The sequence below is a fragment of the Companilactobacillus nantensis DSM 16982 genome (genome assembly GCF_001435815.1).
Taxonomy (GTDB): domain Bacteria; phylum Bacillota; class Bacilli; order Lactobacillales; family Lactobacillaceae; genus Companilactobacillus; species Companilactobacillus nantensis.
In genome coordinates this window covers 1-15,817 of the sequence record NZ_AZFV01000024.1, presented here as the reverse complement: position 1 = coordinate 15,817, position 15,817 = coordinate 1, and the positions used below count along the sequence as shown (strand labels likewise).

Annotated in this window: 12 protein-coding genes and 1 pseudogene; 9 read left to right on the top strand and 4 right to left on the bottom strand. The window is 34.8% G+C overall.

Going from position 1 to position 15,817, the window contains the following annotated elements; all coding sequences use genetic code 11:
* Window positions 1–628: 628 nt before the first annotated feature.
* The 4 genes from FD31_RS10315 to FD31_RS10300 all read left to right on the top strand — a co-directional run bounded on the left by FD31_RS10315 (window position 629) and on the right by FD31_RS10300 (window position 5,264).
* Entirely contained in the window at window positions 629–1,681 is a 1,053-nt protein-coding gene (locus FD31_RS10315) for a glycosyltransferase (protein WP_057892698.1), read from the top strand.
* 124 nt (window positions 1,682–1,805) lie between these two features.
* Window positions 1,806–2,720: a hypothetical protein gene (locus tag FD31_RS10310; RefSeq protein WP_147007329.1), complete on the top strand. Its 915-nt coding sequence runs from the start codon at window positions 1,806–1,808 to the stop codon at window positions 2,718–2,720.
* The gene (locus FD31_RS10305; RefSeq protein WP_057892696.1) at window positions 2,713–3,831 is read left to right on the top strand and encodes a glycosyltransferase; all 1,119 of its coding nucleotides are present in this window, start codon (window positions 2,713–2,715) and stop codon (window positions 3,829–3,831) included. The genes FD31_RS10310 and FD31_RS10305 overlap by 8 nt, the downstream gene beginning before the upstream one ends.
* 17 nt (window positions 3,832–3,848) lie before the next feature.
* Window positions 3,849–5,264 (top strand): oligosaccharide flippase family protein, encoded by a 1,416-nt coding sequence (locus tag FD31_RS10300; protein ID WP_057892695.1) that lies wholly within the window; start codon window positions 3,849–3,851, stop codon window positions 5,262–5,264.
* 264 nt (window positions 5,265–5,528) lie between these two features.
* On the opposite strand, the gene FD31_RS10295 is transcribed toward FD31_RS10300, so the two are convergent.
* From FD31_RS10295 to FD31_RS10285, 3 genes are read right to left on the bottom strand one after another with little or no spacing between them, the layout of a single operon-like run.
* Window positions 5,529–6,917 carry an MFS transporter gene (locus FD31_RS10295; protein ID WP_057892694.1) on the bottom strand — a complete coding sequence of 463 codons (1,389 nt, stop codon included), beginning with the start codon at window positions 6,915–6,917 and terminating at the stop codon, window positions 5,529–5,531.
* Window positions 6,910–8,577: a CocE/NonD family hydrolase gene (locus FD31_RS10290; protein WP_057892693.1), complete on the bottom strand. Its 1,668-nt coding sequence runs from the start codon at window positions 8,575–8,577 to the stop codon at window positions 6,910–6,912. Before FD31_RS10290 ends, FD31_RS10295 begins: the two co-directional genes overlap by 8 nt.
* A gap of 10 nt (window positions 8,578–8,587) precedes the next feature.
* Window positions 8,588–9,010, bottom strand: a complete 423-nt coding sequence (locus FD31_RS10285; RefSeq protein ID WP_057892692.1) for a MerR family transcriptional regulator — start codon at window positions 9,008–9,010, stop codon at window positions 8,588–8,590.
* A 235-nt stretch (window positions 9,011–9,245) separates the two neighbouring features.
* Here FD31_RS10285 and FD31_RS10280 point away from each other — a divergent pair, with 235 nt between their 5' ends.
* The 3 genes from FD31_RS10280 to FD31_RS10270 all read left to right on the top strand — a co-directional run bounded on the left by FD31_RS10280 (window position 9,246) and on the right by FD31_RS10270 (window position 11,990).
* On the top strand, window positions 9,246–11,189 hold the full coding sequence (locus tag FD31_RS10280; RefSeq protein WP_057892691.1) for a hypothetical protein: 1,944 nt from the start codon (window positions 9,246–9,248) through the stop codon (window positions 11,187–11,189).
* A gap of 331 nt (window positions 11,190–11,520) precedes the next feature.
* Window positions 11,521–11,718 (top strand): type II toxin-antitoxin system HicA family toxin, encoded by a 198-nt coding sequence (locus FD31_RS10275; RefSeq protein WP_057892690.1) that lies wholly within the window; start codon window positions 11,521–11,523, stop codon window positions 11,716–11,718.
* Between the two features lie 74 nt (window positions 11,719–11,792).
* Window positions 11,793–11,990: a type II toxin-antitoxin system CcdA family antitoxin gene (locus FD31_RS10270; RefSeq protein ID WP_186811249.1), complete on the top strand. Its 198-nt coding sequence runs from the start codon at window positions 11,793–11,795 to the stop codon at window positions 11,988–11,990.
* A 26-nt stretch (window positions 11,991–12,016) separates the two neighbouring features.
* On the opposite strand, the gene FD31_RS10265 is transcribed toward FD31_RS10270, so the two are convergent.
* Window positions 12,017–12,325 carry a winged helix-turn-helix transcriptional regulator gene (locus FD31_RS10265; protein WP_057892718.1) on the bottom strand — a complete coding sequence of 103 codons (309 nt, stop codon included), beginning with the start codon at window positions 12,323–12,325 and terminating at the stop codon, window positions 12,017–12,019.
* A gap of 157 nt (window positions 12,326–12,482) precedes the next feature.
* Between FD31_RS10265 and FD31_RS10260 the strand changes: the two genes are divergently transcribed.
* Together FD31_RS10260 and FD31_RS14590 are read left to right on the top strand one after the other, a co-directional pair.
* Window positions 12,483–13,211, top strand: a complete 729-nt coding sequence (locus tag FD31_RS10260) for an SDR family oxidoreductase (protein ID WP_057892689.1) — start codon at window positions 12,483–12,485, stop codon at window positions 13,209–13,211.
* Between the two features lie 334 nt (window positions 13,212–13,545).
* Window positions 13,546–15,478 (top strand): annotated as a pseudogene (locus tag FD31_RS14590) (BspA family leucine-rich repeat surface protein); the annotation flags it as partial.
* Window positions 15,479–15,817 lie beyond the last annotated feature (339 nt).

Here is a 15,817-nt window from a genome sequence, read left to right as displayed (position 1 = left end):
GAATGTTTTTATTGATTTTTTGACATAATGATTTTATTTTGAAAACAGGCTGGAAATGCTGAGCCAGTAGGATTAGCAGATTTAAATATCATGGTATTTAAATTAATGAATATAAATCAGCTAACACAACACGCAAAGTATATTTATAATGCCGGTTACCTTACCAAATACATTTTGGTGGGGTATTTTTTTTGCGATAAATTGTGCCGATTCAAATATGGTGACAAATTGTCTTACCATAGAAAAACTTCTGTTTTTAAAATATTTATTCACAATATCCCCAAGATAACGGCAAAGTTAAACCTACTTACAATATGTAATCAAGCATGCCTGGCATGTGTTCAAAGCATTATGCTAGTACGTTTAAGAACGCGGGCGATAGAATTATTAGGGATATATTATAGAGCTTAATTAACGCTAAAAAGGCGAAATAAAAAAACTGTTTTCATCAGGGAAAATAGTATTAAACACATGTATTACTAGGAAGTCATTCAAGTTACGTGATCGTATTGATATTAGGTTAAACGGGTCACTTGGATTTGAGTTGTATCAATCATCGTACTACCGAGTTTCAGACGATTGGTTTGCTTTTATATTTCTAACAAGACCTGTTAAAAGGGAATATAAAATGAAGAAAAAAATTGTTCACATTGTTGAATCGTTTGGCAGTGGTGTGCTGTCCTATCTTTCGGATTTGGTGTCTGGTTTAGCAGATGATTACGACATAACAATTTTATATGGTGAAAGACAACAGACACCTAAGAACATTAATGACTACTTTCCATCAAATGTTAAATTAATAAAAATAAATAATTTTACTAGAAATATAAATCCAGTTAAAGATATTAGGGCAACGTTAGAAATACGTGGTCTATTGAGAAAAATTGATCCAGATATCATTCATTTGCACTCCTCGAAGGCTGGTGTTTTGGGTAGACTGATCCACTATAAAAAGCATCAAAAAGTTTTCTATACCCCGCATGGTTATGCTTTTTTGAATGAAGCCGATAGCAAAATAAAACATTTAATTTATTATGATGCCGAAAAAATATTGGGTTTTAGAAACATTGAGACTATTGCCTGTAGTAAAAGTGAATATTTGTCTAGTTTGAAGGTAACTAAGCATTCAAAATATATAAATAATTCGATTAACACTCATAAATTGGATACGTTCTTTTCCGATGATAGTAATACCCAGGATGTAGTGTTTACCGTCGGCAGAATTGACGAACAAAAAAATCCGTTGCTTTTTAACGAGATTGCTGAATTAATGCCGAACATGAAATTCATTTGGTTTGGTGATGGTAATCAGCGGTCATTGCTGACAGCTAACAATATAAAAGTCACCGGTTGGTTACCACGAGAAGAATTGCTTCAAAAAACTCAGAAATACAAATACTTTATCTTAACCTCGAAATGGGAAGGATTGCCTATTTCCTTACTAGAGGCCATGTATTTCAAGAAAATTTGTTTTGTGACGAATGTTGCCGGAAATAAAGACACGATTATTGATAAGGTAGATGGCTATTGCTTTGATACTACAAAACAATTTCTAGAAGATTTTGAATCAAGAGATGTCGGTTTAGGATTAGCTGCTCATAAAAAGATTCAAAAGGAATTCTCTAGAGAAAGGATGCTTGGTGAATATATTGAAACTTACGAAAGACATAACAATGACTAAAAAAAACTTATTTGATGTTGCCTTCGTTGTCCTTTTTCTGGCGTTTTCTTTAATATATTTCATGTTTTGTCGGAACCTATTTCCGAGCTACTTTTTTAATGATAATGCGACGATTAGAAATTATATGAATAATATTAGTATCAATAGCGATAAGAATTATGTCAGTACCGCTAAGTTCTTTTTGATGTTCAAGTTTAATGCCAATACTCCGTATGATACAGAAGCTTTCTTTGCTTGGGTGTTTTTTGCAATTCTGATGATAGTACTGATTTTAAAGTTTAAAATTGCTTTTTTAAAAATCAGAAATTTATCACTTTTAGTATTGTTTACATTATTTTACGGAGCTTATTCAGCACAGTGTTCTAAGGAATTAGTTATTTTCATCATGCTGGATGTTGTTTTGTTAATTTCACCACTTAAATTTTTGAATAAGACTTTTGCAATTTTCGTCATCTTGTACGGAACCTACTTTAGAACATACTGGTTGTTGATATATGTCTGTTCAATCGTCTTTTTCTATATCTTTAATTCTTCAAAGTTAAACAAACTATTCAAATCGCTGTTATATTTCGGAACGGTTATTGGCATGGAAGTAGTCTATAATCTGCTGACTGGTAATTTTCTTTCGGATGCAAGATATACAGTTAATAGTTTTAGAATCGAGGATCTGTATACAAATACCATCATTAATAATCCATTGATAAATAATTCTATTGTTACAGATTTTTTGAATTTCTTATATGGATTAATTAATGTTTTTATACCAATTGATGGAATCCATTCCGTTAATGAAATTATTTATTATGTTTGGATTTGGGTCATTGCGATTCTGTGCTTTAAATATATTAAAAATAGTGAGGGACATAAGGATTATAAATTGTACTTTGTGTTAGCAATGATAACCATTCAAGCGTTTTTTGAACCTGATGTCGGGTCAATGTTACGGCACCAAATTATTTTAATTCCAATTCTTCTGCTCATGTTAAATGAGAATACGGTCGGTCGGGAGGATAAAAAGGACAGGCTCATTTATGAATAAAAATATTTTTTTCGTTGCCAGTAACCCTTTTAATCCGGATCCAAGAGCTGAAAAACAGATGCTGACACTATTGAAGGGAAACTATAACGTCTATGGTATTGGCTGGGATAGGGATAGAAAAGCTAGCTATACGTATAATATGCTGGATAGAATCGAAATCCAGGAAATAGGTATCAAAAGTTCATTTGGTAGCGGCTTAAAAAATTTATTTCCAATTATCAAATTTAATATAAAATTATTTTCTCAATTAATTAAGAACAATAAAAAAATCGATGTTGTTCATGCAGTGAATTTTGATACAGGCTTAACTTCATTGATCTTTACCAAAATTTTTCATAAAAAATTAGTCTATGATATTTACGATTACTATGTCGATTCATTTCCTGTGCCTAGCAGTTTAAAGTGGATTGTCAGAAAATTGGAAAACATGGTTATTAATAAAAGTGATTTTACAATTATCCCGATTGATTATCGAAAGCAACAAATCAAGGGTGCTCATCCCCAAAAACTGGAGATTGTTTATAACACGCCTAGTTATGTCCCCGATAGAGATTTGAACAAATATTTGTCCAATTATGTACCGGGTAAATTGAATATTTCCTTTGTAGGTGCAATTGTTCCAGATAGATTCATTGATGAATTGATTTTGATTGCTAAAAAAAGGGATGATATTTTTTTCCATATTGCAGGGTATGGGTCAGAAGAATTGGTGGATAAAATTAAAGCTAATTCTAAAAATATGAAGTTTTATGGGAAGGTATCATATGACGATGGTTTAGCAATTTCCAATATTAGTGATCTTATGATAGCTATGTATGATCCTAAAGTTGAAAATCATAAATATTCTGCACCTAATAAGTTTTATGAAGCTTTATTTTTAGGAAAACCAATCATTGTGGCGAATGGAACTGGAGTAGATACCCTAGTGAGAGAATATGAAGTTGGTTTTACAGTAGATTACTCGATAAGTGCATTTGAAAAATTACTGGATACTTTGGATAAAAATAGTCTTAATAAATTCAAAAAGAATAATCAAATGCTTTATGAGACTAAATTCAGTTGGAAAAAAATCGAAAAGGAGATACTAGATTCTTATAATCGGCTTTTTTGAAATAGAGGGGGATAAGTATGAAAGTAATTAAAAATTATTTGTATAATGCGACTTATCAAATATTTATTTTATTGGTTCCTTTTGTAACCATTCCCTATCTCTCAAGGGTTCTGGGGCCAACAGGAATCGGGATAAATTCGTATACCAATTCAATTATTCAACTATTTATTTTGCTAGGTGGGCTTGGTACCAACCTATATGGCAGCAGACAAGTAGCTTTTGCTCGAGATAAAAAGTCAGAATTAACGCAGGTATTTTATGAAGTAACTATTTTTAGACTGATTAGTTTTTTGATTATCTTTTTTCTTTTTGGAGTTTTTCTACTATTTTCAGGTGAATATAAAATATTTTATTTAGCGCAATCAATTTCAATCTTAGCGGCATTGCTTGATGTTGCCTGGTTTTTTATGGGGTTGGAAAATTTTGCGATTACTGTCTTAAGAAATATTATTGTTAAGGTAACTACGCTAATATTCATTTTCATATTTGTGAGAAAACCATCAGACTTGATGATCTATATTCTAATCGTTTCTTTTTCACTTGTTTTGGGTAATTTAACTTTATTACCAAGTCTAAAGAGATATATTGGTTATCCAGACTGGAAAAATTTACATATCAGAAAATACTTTTGGCCAGCAATATTATTATTTGTCCCGCAAGTTTCAACGCAAGTTTACGTTCTGTTAAATAAGACCTTGCTGGGTCTCATGATTAATGTGCGTGTATCGGGATACTTTGACCAGTCAGACAAAATTATTAAGATGATTTTAGCCATTGTTACAGCGACGGGAACGGTAATGATGCCGCATGTGGCCAATGCTTTTGCCAAAGGAAAACATGACGATACAAAAAGATATTTATATGAAAGCTTTTCATTTGTATCAGCGTTGTCAGTGCCAATGATGTTTGGATTGATTGCCGTAGCCAATAAATTTGTCCCACTATTTTTTACGAATAAATTTATTGATGTGGTACCAATTATGATGCTTGAATCGTTCGTTATATTAATGATTGCTTGGAACAACGTCCTAGGTACGCAATATTTACTACCAACCGATCAAACAAAATATTTTATCCAATCGGTTATTTTAGGTACGTTATTTAATTGTTTGGTTGATATACCTTTTATCATTTTTTGGAACGCTGAAGGAGCTGCTGTTGCAACGGTACTTTCTGAGTTATTGGTTTTTGGTTATCAATTATGGGCTGTACGATATCAGATAAGTTTTAGATATCTATTTGAGGATAGTTATAAATACTTCGCTGCAGGATTAATTATGTTTGTGTTGGTCTTTGCGTTAGATAGAAAATTGAATAATTCCTGGATTAGTATTGTCTTGGAAATATTGCTGGGGATTTTGATTTATTTAATTTTGCTTATATTGTTTAAAGCTAAGATTATTGACCGTGCAAAAAAAATGATACGTAAATGAGGATAGGCCGCCTTCAGAAATAAGAAATTTATGTCGCTATGGGGACCTAATTTCTCGTTTCTTCCGGATAGTTTATTCATTGCTTTTTTTCAAAAATGTTATGGTACCGAGACCTTAAGACTATTTGCAGTCATAAACAAAATTGAAATTAGCAAATACAAATCAACTAGCACAACGTGTTATATATAGTAAAAAACATCTATGAAAAGTCAAAACTAACCGACTTTTTCATAGATGTTTTTTGATATTGATAGATGATTTTCGTCATTCAGAAGTATTTTTAAATGGATGGAAAAGTAAATGGTTAACGATAATTGCAATCAGAATGATGATTAAAAGTGTTAGGAAAACCGCTTGACCAAGCACTGGTTGGAAATTATTAGCAAGTAAGTTCACAGGGATTGTCATTAAAACAGCCCCCAATGTGGAACCGACTGATCCGGCTAATTGTTGCCCCGTACTGAACAAAGCGTTGATATCAGCTTGGGCGGTTGTGGCAGTGTGCTTGAGTGTGTCCGTTAAAATATTACTAAAGGCCATCGTTCGTCCAATGCTGAAAATTATATAGACGATAATCAATTCACCAAAGATTCCCAGTTGATTAACTATCAACAGGCCAATCATGCCAAGCAACATGAGAAATAGTCCGCCACCAATTGGTTTTGCACCGCCATAACGGTCGTAAAGTTTTCCAAAAAGTGGATTGATAAGTGCCACTAATAAACTTCCTGGCAGCAGGATCAGTCCGCTTTTAAAAGCTGATAAATGTTGTGCCATTTGGACAAGATTAGGAATAACCAAGTTAACTCCAAGATTAACCAGCTGGATAGAAGCATAGATGAAAAAAGCTCGGCGGACATTTTTCTGTTTAAAAAGTGACAAGTTCAAGAGATCGGTTTCCGTATGATTTCGAATTTTATTGTAAAACCACAGCAGTAAACAACTAACAATAATTAATCCAATTAGAATTAAAAAAATTATCCACCCGCCATTGAATTGACTGAATGACCAATTAAAGACGAGAAAGGCGATAGCTAATAAAGTGAATTGATGGCTTGGAAATTTTAATTTACGACCTTTGTGTGAGAAAGGCAGCAAGGTTTTACGTCCAAGTAACCATGTGAGAATAACGATGGGCAAGGTGACCAGAAAAATAAATTTCCAACTGGCAATTGAAACCATTAAACCACCGAAAGTTGGACCAAGTGCTGGTGCCAAATTAACGATCATTCCTGCGGTACTCATGTAGAATCCAACCTGTTGGATTGGGATGATGGTTAAAGTTAGATTAATCATCGAAGGAATAGCAATCCCAGCACAACCGGCTTGAATCAGACGTCCTATTAATAGTAGGAAAAACGATTTTTGCGCGCATAACGATAAGAGGGCTCCAATGACAAACGCAGCCGTTGCGTAGTCGAAGAGGTTGATCAAGGAGTAGCGTCGTTGTAAGAAAGCTGAGCACATCATGGTTAATGCCATAATCATTAAATATCCTGAAGTAATCCATTGCACGGTTCCCAAATTAACATGAAATGTTTGGCTCAAAGTGGGAAACGTAACGTTCATGGAAGTTTCAATTAAGGTACCAATGAATGCTAGAATAGCGACACTTGTTAGTGCAGGCATTGGTTTAGTGGTGGAATTATTCATTGGTGATCGGTAATGTCACGGTACTGGAATTGTTAGGGTCAATGATAATTTGTTGGTGAGCCACACGGACAGTTGCCTGTTCCGATTGATTGCCTTTAAAATTACTGTGAATTTGGTATTGGGGGAAATCTGATGAAGTAATATCAACACGAATACGACTACCACTGTTTAATTGCCAATCAATTGGCAGCGTTTGAAGTTGGAGTCTCATCGTTTCGCCAGCTTGATAGTTGGGATTCTTAGCGCTTAAAGTGGAGATAGTTGTGCGAATGTTGAAAGTTCTGCCATCAGCTAAGATTTCAGAGATTTTAATAACAAAAGCTGTGTCGTCGACATCGGTGGCAACATTGATGTTAAAACCGATATTGCCCCAAAGATGTTTCGATTCATTTAATGGTTCACTGATAAAACTAACAACATCATTACGATAATTAGGTTTTGGTTGAAGACGACTACCGATTTGATCTGCGGTCTTCAGCAATACTTCACCACCAATGGATGGAACCGGATTGTCGGGATCAAAAGTGTAAGCTAGATTATCGTTGCCAATTTTGTCTTTATCGGAAATTAAAGTGCCAGGTTGACCAGATTCATGATTGAGATAGAAAGTTAAATTGGGGGACGAAGTTACTGGCAAGACTTTTTCTTCATGCCATTTGTCGGCTCCAATTTCATAACTTTGAATTTTACCAGTGGGAAGTTTTTGGTCAATTAATATATCGGTTAACCATGATAACAGAGTGCGAAATTCATTTTTTAACATGTTGGGAGTAGGACGGTCAAAAACAGCTGCTTGTCCAAAGTGATTCCAGCCACCAATTTGGAGAATCGAATGGGATTTAACATCGTCGCTTAATTCCGCATATGTCATCAAGGCATTTTCCAAATGGTGATCGTACCAACCTTCAGAAATGAACATGGGAATCTTAATTTTAGCGGCAACTTTTTTGAAAGTTTGACGGCTTTCACTCGACCAATAATGTGAATCTTCAGTGGTACTTTGCAAAACATCACGATACCAGGGGAGTTTGCCACCCCAGAGATCGACATCGGCAGTTAAGGCAGGTCGATACTTGGCAGAAGTTAAGTAGTCGGCGTCAACTTTCCAACCTGCATTATCCATAGCCCAGGAGGTAGTGATGTCAGGCTTCAAAATTCCGTCATGATAATTAGCCAAATAATCATGAACACCATAGTTGCTGAGAAACATCGTTTTCATTTTATCGGGAACAATATCTGCAATAGCCCAACCGGTCATGGCCAAATATGAACTACCATAATATCCCATGCTTTCAACCCAAGTTTGATCTTGGAGCCAATCAACTAAATCCTTGCCATCAAGACGTTCATGGACTTTAGGTACCCATTCGCCTTCTGAACGCCCGATACCACGACAAAATTGAAAGACGTAGGCAAAACCACGTTTGGCAAATTCTTTACCAATCAATTTGTTCAGTGGATCTTGTGCTGCATAACATCCCCGTTGAACAATCGTAGGAAAACTGCCGTTTTGAGCTGGTAGAAAGATGTCGGTTGCTAATTTAACACCATCACGTGTTGCTAACATTTTTTCTTCAAAAATTGGTTCGGGATACTTAATCTCGATGCCACTATCATTGATACTATTTAAAATTGTTGCTACATAATCCTCAAAGTCCATGTTGATAACCTCATTTCGTAATTTTGAAATAACTGTCCTTGTTTCCGATAACGCCAGTGACTTTTTCTTCGGGATGATCTTTAACAGAGCCAAAGTCGAGTGTGACTGTGCCGTCGTTGTTTTGCTGATAACCTTGGTAAGTTTCGCTAATGAATCGACCAATATAATTACTTTGATCTCTAATATTTTTTGCTGCTTCAACTGCGCCGGATAAGCTTAAACCACTATCTAAACCTTGTTTAATGGCCATGACTTTAATAACTGTTGCAAGATTGTATTGACGCGTATTGCTAACCATCTCAGGCAAAGATTTGATATAGCCTTGAGTTTCCCAATAACGCAATTGACGGCTTGTAACACCGGCAGCGTGGGCAACTTGGGTACTTCCGAGTGCGACATTTTTAAGAATTGAAAAAGGATTGATATTTGTCATAATTTAGTCCTCCATTTAGAAAAGTTTATACCTAAAAAAATCATTGTCAATCTCGTTGACAATGATTAAGCGGTTACAAGCATTAAAATGAGTACTATATTTTTTTATCAATTACTTGTTATTTTTTGTAGCTAGGATTTGTAGGTTGGTGTTATATTTTCTTCGTATGTAACGCATAGCGTTATTAAATTATTTCATTTCAAAATCAAGTAGCCTTACGTTAAAGGAGAAAAACTTGAAACGAAAAATAATAATTTTGTTTTTGATTAATCTAACCTTGATTATTATGACCTTATTTTTTAATTGGCCTGGAATTGAAAATAGATTTTCAACGACAGTTATTTCCCAGGTAGTCCCTAAACAAACGATGCTAAAGGAAAAGGTAATTCCCAAATTTAAGCCAACGTCCGATCCGATTATTTTGCTATTTTTTTGGCTGACGTCAGGTTACAACTTGCAACCGGATAATCAATATACATTTGTGAATAATTCCAAAACACTTTATACAGATTCAGGCAGATCCGTTCTCGAAACACTGGTAACTGGAAAGCCGCATTACACGTGGTATCAATCAACTGATGGTTTGAATTGGACCGATATGAAAGTTGATGATATTAATTTAACTGTTACGCCATCTTCTGAGGGGACAGTTTATTATCAGCAAAAAACGAAGTGGCCTAATTTAATTTCTCCCCTTATTGGAGGAACGACGGTTTATTCCAAAGTTGCCTTTGTTACAACTTTTCCTAAGGCAATTGATGCAAAAACACTGACTGTATCGGCTGCCAGTGACTATTTATATAGCAATCAAAGTACAGTCAATACAACTTTTGTTAAAGGAATTCCTGATCCGGTTAACGCTACGGGTAATATTATCTGGAAAAGTAGTGATACTAGTTTGGCAACGGTTAATAGTCATACGGGGGTAGTGTCCGCAAATAATAGTGGTAAAGCAGGAAAAGTTATAATAACAGGAACAATGGTCAACAGTAATGGTACGGCAATTAGTGGTGACGTCAGAATTAAGATTGGCGGTGGTTTGGATGATGTGAAAGTGGATTCTGGCAAGACTGCAGAATTTAAAATACAGGGACATTTTGATCAAAAACCAACATCGGTCGTTTGGTATAAGGTTTCTACTGACGGGGGAGAAAAGGTGATTGATAACTCTGGCAGTAATATGTCCTATACTATTTCCCAAGCAGCGTATGTTGATAATGGCTCTAAATACTATGCGGTTATGACAATTGATAATGGTAACGGTACTACTTCCGAAATTAAAACTAATCAAGCGACGTTGACAGTGATAAGAAATACAACTCCAGATGTTAAGATAACGAATATGGTTTTTAATCACAGCCACGATGATCATAATGAAACTAATACGGTTTTAAACGGTGTCTCTAAGGATAATAAATTGACTTATCAGCTAAATATTAGTGATGAGAATGCTGATTCAGCAGTGGTTAGCGGTGTTGTTGGTTTAAAAATACCTAAAACTGTAGAAATAACTGCAAATGATGTTCAACTTGATGGTCAGAGTACTGTTAATGTTAGTGAAATCTCTGATCCTGATAATGACCAAGGAGCTATTTTAATTATTAATAAACTGGATTTTTCGAAGGTTAAAAGCCATTTATTAATGATTAATGGAACAGTTGGTACGTCTGATAACGTACTGTCCCATACTTCGACAGTCGAATTTCTAGGACTCGACAGTAAGAATAATTACATTCTTCAGATGAATGGACAAACAACTATGACTCTGAACTTTGCAAATAAATTGCTAACCTTAAAAGCGCACGACTGGCAGTATCCAACGATTAATACGAATGGAAGGGGACAATTATTAAGCAGGATAAAAATGACTGACAATGCGTTGGATGTTTCAGATAATCGAGTTGAAAAGAAGGCAGCTAAGTTATATATAATCCAAAAAGAGCCACTTAAATCGAGTAGTACTACTTTAAATTCGGAAATAAGATACTATCAAACTGATGGTAATTATATGATTTTGGATGATAAAGGTACTTTAGTTGAAGAAACTAACAACGGCGAATCGCTTAAATCAATTTCCTGGATTCCTAAGGAAGGCCCATTGTTGCATATTGATGAGGGTCCGATCGTTCCGGGTAATTATTCGACTAAGTTAGAGTGGTCAGTTGTGCAGTCGGTTTAGTAACAAGTTAGAAAATAATTTTAATTATTATTTTTGTGCAATAGCTTCACTCAGTTTATTGAATAAAAGGTATGGGGAAATGTGAAGCTTGTTTTAGAAATTCTTTAGGGTAAATGGCGCTCGAAAATCATTTGGAAACTAGTTTAAGGTAATAAGGTTCGTTTCAATACTGTTTAACTAACGGAATTTAATACAGTGCCGATACATGTTGAGTACAGCTTAATTAAAATATGATGCCAGGTTGTGATTTTGCGTTTATAGATTTAAACTGCAAAATTCCCCTTTGAATCAAGAACAGGTACAATAGAATATACGAGAGGGGGAAGGAAAAATGGCAATGAAACCGCAAAAGATTGTTAAGATATTGCGCCAAAATGGTTTTGTCAAAAAGTCACAAAACGGATCACATCTTAAAATGTATAATCCGGAAACCAATGTGACGCTTCCAGTCCCCATTCACCACGATAAGGAACTTGAACATGGGATTGAAAGTAAGATATTAAAACAAGCTGGCATAAAAATAAACTAAACTTATTTTTCGATTAAGACTGCAAATATTGTGGTCTTATTTTTTTACTCATAGAATACCCTAGTCCAACAGATTTGGAAGATATTAAAGTACATGCTGATGATCTTAAAACAGTTGTTTACATTGATATGGAAGAATATCGTCGTAATAATCCCAAAACTGTCCGCAAAAATGTGACTGTTCCTGAGTATTTGGTAGTTCTAGGTAAACAACAAAATATTAATTTCTCAGCTGTTTTAACTGAGGCATTGAAAAATAAATTGGACATATAAAAAAGACTACACAATTAAGTTCAGCCTTATTCGTCGCAAAGTGACCGTTCAATCAAATCATGATTAATATGAGTATCACCCCAAGTACAAATGGCATCCAATATCGGAATTAATGATTTACCATTGTCGGTTAACTGATATTCTACGTGTGGTTCAGCGGTTTGAAAGTCATGACGAGTAACTAAACCATCATCTTCTAATTCACGCAATTGATTCGTTAAAGTTTTGTGAGAGACATCTTTGATATGTCGTTGCAATTCTCCAAAGCGACGTTCACCAGTTTCTGCTAGTTCATACATAATCATGATTTTCCATTTGCCTTGAATCATGTGCATCGTTGCATCAAATTCATTTAAATATTTAGCCAAAATCCTTGCTCCTTAGTTTTCCACAGGCAGTAGTAACCTGAAGGTGCGTACTTGTTGTCAATAATATATGCCATTATACTGTAAAACGTTGAAAAAATCTTTATAAGTACGAGGAATATATAATATGAAAAAATTAGTTGTAATTACAGGTGCAAGTTCAGGTTTTGGTGCTGAAATTGCCAAAATCTTTAATGCTGACGGTTTTCCGCTATTGCTATTGGGCCGTCGGACTGAAAAATTGACTGAAGTTGCCAAGGGTATGGATAACGTGATGATTGATTCTGTCGATGTGACTGACTATGATCAATTTGAAAAAGCTATCCGTAAAGCTGAAGCTAAGTATGGCAAAACTGATTTGTTAGTTAACAATGCCGGTGTGATGTTACTTGGTAATGTCCAAAATCAAAATCCACAAGAATGGCAAACAATGCTTGATACAAATGTCATGGGTGTCTTGAATGGTACACAAATTGTTTTGAATGATATGCGTGAACGTGAACATGGTACAATTTTGAACATGTCATCAATCGCCGGTCGTAAAACTTTTGTTAACCATGCTGCTTATGTTGCTTCAAAATTTGGTGTTCATGGTTTGTCAGAAACAATCCGTGAAGAAAATTCTGCTAAGAATGTTCGTATCATGATGGTTGCCCCTGGTGCGGCTGAAACGGAACTTTTGACACATGTTACAAGCAAGTCAGCTTTGAAAGATTACGCTGCATGGGAAGAAAGTATGGGTGGCGTTGTGCTTGATCCAAAACACGTTGCTGAAACAGTGAAGTTCATGTATGACATGCCACAAGAAGTTAATATCCGTGAAGTTGATATTGCTGCTACCCGTCAAGATTCATAGATTAATAACTGTTTAATTTATAAAATCGGATAACAAAATTAAACAATGAAAAGAAGACTAATTATAGTCTTCTTTTTTACTATAAATTGCTTTTAAATATAGATTTATTAATTATATTAAATGAATCATTTATATAACAATCTTTAATGTCAAAATATTTTTTTAAAAGTTAAATATTAGTTCACTTTTTTGATAAAAATCGATTTAATATATAATTATTTTATAATAAATGTCAAAAACGATAAATGAAATTTACAACATATGGAACATATAAAATCCCTCAAATACTATAATTTGTAAATATTAAAAGGATATCTTGAGAGGGAGAATACATATGAGATTTCGACAATCGAAACATAACCCAAATACTGTTGTGAGAAAAAGGTTGGTTAAATCCAAAAAGAACTGGGTCGTTGCCACAGGAATTTCTTTTGCTGGAGGTTTATTAATGCTGGCCGTTCCTGAATATGTCATTAAGGCTGACACAATTTCAACTACGACCTCAGCAACATCTACCACTGTTTCTAGCGCTGCCGAACCACACAATGTAACTGCTTCATCAAACAATGCAAGTATTTCTCCAACCTCAAGTTTAACGACGGATAATGGGAGGGTCGAAACTAGTTCAACCGATGCTACTCCCCAAAATAGTAGTGAAAATATACCAGCAAAAAACACAAAATCCGAATCAGATAATACTATTAGTAAAGAAAATGGTGTTACTAAACCAGTAAATGAAGAGAATGGCACGGTATTGACTACTTCAAAGGATGTTCAATCTATTAGTGATACAAAAATTTCAAATGTTAAAACTGGATCGACGTCAAGCCAATCTAAGTCAGAAATACAAAATCCTCAATTAAGAACTGAAAGTAATTTGGAAACTAAAGTAGGAAAAGATAAAGTGACCCCTGGAACTGTTGATTCAGATGATAAAAATATCAGTGGATCAGAGCATGAAACGGGGGATGCTGTGGTTATTAATTCCTCCTCAAGTGATAAAGGGATTGTTAAGAAAGCTAATTCTGGAAATGGATGGGTAGTAGTTGATGATGGTAAAACTCTGAAACTTACCGGTTCTATAGATAAAGGAACCGAAGTTTATCACGAACGTTGGGGAGGGCATACTCAAACAATTACAAAAATTAATGTTGCTGTGCCAATTGAAGTTCCCGAGAATTCGTCATATTTATTTGCAAATATGACTAATCTAACTCAGATTGATAATATTAGTAATCTGAAGACTGAGAATATTACTAATGCTGAAGGTATGTTTAAGAATGATAAAAGTCTAAAAAATTTAGATTTATCAGCACATACAATGCAATCCGCCCATAATATAAGCCATATGTTTGAAAACGATACTAAACTTAAGCAAATAACATTTCATCTAAGCCATTTTATCCGAATTGTTGATGGAAGTTACGCATTTGCTAATAATACGTCATTACAAAAATTAAGTTTACCTGTTTCAAATTCTAAAAAGGATAAGGAAATATCAGCCACTCAATCATGGAAAGCTAGGAGTGCAACTGATTTGAGAGCAATGTTTAAAAATGATGATAACCTTAACGAGCTGGATATCGTTAATTGGCAATTTAGTAATGCTGACACTGGTGATTCATACAAAGGTGAAGGAATGTTTGACGGAACTAATTTGAAAAGCATTACTTTAATAGGGTGGCTCAAGTTTGGAAAGAATACAGCTTTAACATCTAAACGAGGTGCTTTATGGACAAATAAAAAGGATGAAAATGGGAACCCAACTGAAGGAGCGTATATATTTTCGGGTATTCCCAATTATGTTGGTGAGAAGAAAGTTAATAGTTTAGGGGAACTGTACAATGGAAAATATTCTAGTCTTGATATATTAGAATATACTGCATCAAATAAGATTAACGTGGGTGAACTAAATAATAATTTAGTAACAATTCCAACAGATCAAGGAAATATTATTATTAATGTTGAGGGTACAGTGGGGCAGCAAACCGAAGTAGGTGTTCCTGATGAGTGGACTTTTAATGGCGTAAATTATAAGAAAGAGACGTCAGCCCCGTCAGTTGTTACAACTGAATTGAATCAGACTACTGCAAAAGTAAATGAAGTGATTCATTTTGTTAAGAAGAATTCTGAAATAGACAAGCCAGTGATACCAGAAGAACCAAGTATCACGGGTCAACCAGAAATCCCAGAACAACCAAATATCCCAGATCAATCAGAAACACCAAAACAACCAAATATCACGGGTCAACTAGGAACATCAGAAGNAACCAAGTATCACGGGTCAACCAGAAATCCCAGAACAACCAAATATCCCAGATCAATCAGAAACACCAAAACAACCAAATATCACGGGTCAACTAGGAACATCAGAAGGGCCAAATGTTACAGGCCAAGCAGAAACATCAGAAAAACCAAATATCCCTGGTTCATCAGAAACTTCAGAACAACCAGGTATCACGGGTCAGCCAGGAACATCAAAAAGGCCAAATGTTACAGGCCAAGCAGAAACACCAGAACAACCAAATGTCTCAGGCCCGTCAGTAGAACCAAATATCCCAGATTCATCAGAAACCCCGGAAAAACCAAGTATCACGGGTCAACCA

Coding starts and splice junctions, on each gene's coding strand:
- FD31_RS10295 (WP_057892694.1), bottom strand. CDS start 6,917: ATGAATAATTCCACCACTAAACCAATGCCTGCACTAACAAGTGTCGCT.
- FD31_RS10290 (WP_057892693.1), bottom strand. CDS start 8,577: ATGGACTTTGAGGATTATGTAGCAACAATTTTAAATAGTATCAATGAT.
- FD31_RS10285 (WP_057892692.1), bottom strand. CDS start 9,010: ATGACAAATATCAATCCTTTTTCAATTCTTAAAAATGTCGCACTCGGA.
- FD31_RS10265 (WP_057892718.1), bottom strand. CDS start 12,325: ATGCACATGATTCAAGGCAAATGGAAAATCATGATTATGTATGAACTA.
- FD31_RS10275 (WP_057892690.1), top strand. CDS start 11,521: ATGGCAATGAAACCGCAAAAGATTGTTAAGATATTGCGCCAAAATGGT.
- FD31_RS10315 (WP_057892698.1), top strand. CDS start 629: ATGAAGAAAAAAATTGTTCACATTGTTGAATCGTTTGGCAGTGGTGTG.
- FD31_RS10305 (WP_057892696.1), top strand. CDS start 2,713: ATGAATAAAAATATTTTTTTCGTTGCCAGTAACCCTTTTAATCCGGAT.
- FD31_RS10310 (WP_147007329.1), top strand. CDS start 1,806: ATGAATAATATTAGTATCAATAGCGATAAGAATTATGTCAGTACCGCT.
- FD31_RS10260 (WP_057892689.1), top strand. CDS start 12,483: ATGAAAAAATTAGTTGTAATTACAGGTGCAAGTTCAGGTTTTGGTGCT.
- FD31_RS10300 (WP_057892695.1), top strand. CDS start 3,849: ATGAAAGTAATTAAAAATTATTTGTATAATGCGACTTATCAAATATTT.